Here is a 2,753-nt window from a genome sequence, read left to right as displayed (position 1 = left end):
CGGAGACGATGTTGGCGAGGGCGTTGCCAGTGCCGTTGATGGCGGCGGTGCCGGTCAAAAACAGGTTCTCGACATTCGCCGACAAACTATAGCTGGCCGAGGCGTAGACCGAATCGGTGCCGCCGCCGCTGGCTTCGTTCACCACATCGGCGCTGTTGTCGACGACATACACGTCATTGCCCAGCCCCCCGCTCAGGGTGTCAATGCCGCCGCGGCCATCAAGACGGTCATTGCCCGCCGTGCCGGTCAGGGTGTCGGCGTTGGCGGTGCCGAGCACCACGATGCCGACCGTGCCGGTGGCGGCGCTGGCTTTGCTCTCGGCCTTGCCGTCCTGGTCGGTGTAACTGGCGGTGACGGTCAGGGTATGGCCGACATCGCCGGCCTGAAGCACATAGCTGCCGCCGATGCCGATGACGCTGGCCCCACTCATCCAAGTGTAAGTGATGGCCCCCAAGCCGTCGGCATCGGCCAGGGTGTTGCTGGCGGTGAGGGTTTGGCCTTGGGTGTCCGTGCCGGCGATGCTGACCGTGCCGGTGGGGGCATGGTTGATGTAGACATCGTTGGTGGCGATGTTGGCGGCACCGACCACGCCGGAGGTCAGTTGGCCGGCGACTGCGCTGCTGTTGCCGCCGAAGCTGGCATTGCCCCAGGTGACTATCGAGCCGTCGGCGCGTAACGCGGCAAAGGCTTCGTCTATGGTATAAATGCTCACCACATCGACTGTGCCGTCGAGCTGTGCAGCCACCGCGCTGCTGTTGCCACCCTTTCCGACATCCCCCCAAGTGACCACCGAGCCGTCCGTACGCAGTGCGGCAAAGGCATAATTTGTGGAGAAGATTTGCGTCACGGTGTGGTTGGGAGTGCCGTCAATCTGGTCTGCCACCGCGCTGCTGTCGCCGCCGCTCAATCCCCAAGTGACCACCGAGCCATCACTGCGCAAGGCGGCAAAGGCGCTTACTGTGGAAAAGATTTGTGTCACATCCACGCTGCCGTTGAGGCTGGTTGCTACCGTACTGCTGTCGCCGCCAGTAGAGTTATTACCCCAAGTGACTACCGAACCGTCCGTACGCAACGCGGCGAAGGCAGTGTTTGTGGAAACTATTTGCGTCACATCCACGGTGCCGTTGAGGCCGGTTGCCACCGCGCTGCTGTCGCCGCCATTAGGGGCATATCCCCAAGTGACCACCGAGCCATCCGTGTGCAAGGCGGCAAAGGCAAATTCTGTGGAAGCTATTTGTGTCACGTCCACGGTGCCGTTGAGGCCGGTTGCCACCGCGCTGCTGTTGCCACCATTAGTTTTATCCCCCCAAGTAATCACCGAACCGTCTGTGCGCAACGCTGCAAAAGCACCATGAGTGGAAAAAATTTGCGTCACATCCACGCCGCCGTTAAGCTGGCTTGCCACCGCGCTGCTGTCGCCGCCAGCAATACCAAATCCCCAAGTGACCACCGAGCCGTCGGTGCGTAGGGCGGCAAAAGCTTCGTATGTGGAAGCTATTTGTGTTACAGCCACGCTGCCGTTAAGCTGGCTTGCCACCGCAATGCTGGTGCTGCCGCCATTACCGCTATCCCCCCAAGTGACCACCGAGCCGTCCGTGCGCAATGCGGCAAAGGCCGTTTCTGTGGAGAAGATTTGCGTCACAGCCGCAGTGCCGTTGAGAGTGCCGTTAATCTTGCCTGCCACCGCGCTGCTGTCGCCACCGAAGCCGTTATCCCCCCAAGTGACCACCGAGCCGTCCGCACGCAACGCAGCAAAGGCCTTATCTGTGGAGAATATTTGCGTCACGTCCACGCCGCCGTTAAGCTGAGCCGCCACCGCACTGCTGTCACCGCTGAAAGCTCCCCAAGTGACCACTGAACCATCGGCCTTAATCACAGCAAAAGCGGATTTGTTACGAAACTCCCCTAAGGAATGCCCAGAATATGATAAAGTGTTTTTTGTTGCTGTTACGGTCATGCTAGTACCCAAAATAATGATTAAAAAAAGTGGTTAAAATAGACAATTATTAACAATACCTCCGCCCATTTGGATGTTGAGTCGGATTGAGCAAACTGACGCAGGCCGTTATAAAACCAATGGGTCAAGTTTATCCAACGCGCTTGTTTCAACTGGGTGTATGCGTTTGGCGCAGGTATTGCCTTAAACCATGCTGACGTTCTTTATGCCGGCCCCGCACTTAAAAAGCCACCCCAGCATATTGTTGTTAAACGTGCAGCAACCCCTATGCCTATCAAATCACCACAAAATCGGCGTTGGTCAAGGTCAAGTTCACGCCCAAGATGGCGATTTGCACCGCCGCGCCCGCGCCGTTGCCGTCGGCATCATAAGACAGGGCGCCGGTGACGGCGTTGTAGATGATAAAGTCGTTGGCGTCGGCCGCCGCCGCGCCGATTTTAAACTCGGCGGCATTGAGCACGCCGGTGGCCGTCAGTTGGGTGAAGACGGCGTTTTCCAGTTGGATGGTGTCGTCGGCGACCGTAAAGTCGAGTACGGTGTCGGTGTTGCCGGCGGAAGGTGCGGTATTGAAGCGGAAAACGTCCGAACCTGCGCCTCCGGTCAGGGTGTCGTTGCCCAAGCCGCCGATCAGGGTGTCGTTGCCGTCACCGCCGGACAAGACATTGTCGGCGCTGTTGCCGTAGACGATGTTGGCGATGGTGTTGCCAGTGCCGTTGATGGCGGCGGTGCCGGTCAAAAACAGGTTCTCGACATTCGCCGACAAACTATAGCTGGCCGAGGCGTAGACCGAATCGGT

General features: G+C 58.9%; 2 pseudogenes. Both read right to left on the bottom strand.

The features are described from left to right. Window positions 1-1,957: pseudogene (locus AADEFJLK_RS25780) on the bottom strand (hypothetical protein); the annotation flags it as partial. Window positions 1,958-2,231: 274 nt separating this feature from the next. Then, window positions 2,232-2,753, bottom strand: a pseudogene (locus tag AADEFJLK_RS25960) (hypothetical protein); the annotation flags it as partial.

It is taken from the genome of Methylovulum psychrotolerans, from assembly GCF_002923755.1.
In the GTDB taxonomy this organism is placed as follows: domain Bacteria; phylum Pseudomonadota; class Gammaproteobacteria; order Methylococcales; family Methylomonadaceae; genus Methylovulum; species Methylovulum psychrotolerans.
This window is presented reverse-complemented; position numbering and strand designations above follow the sequence as displayed.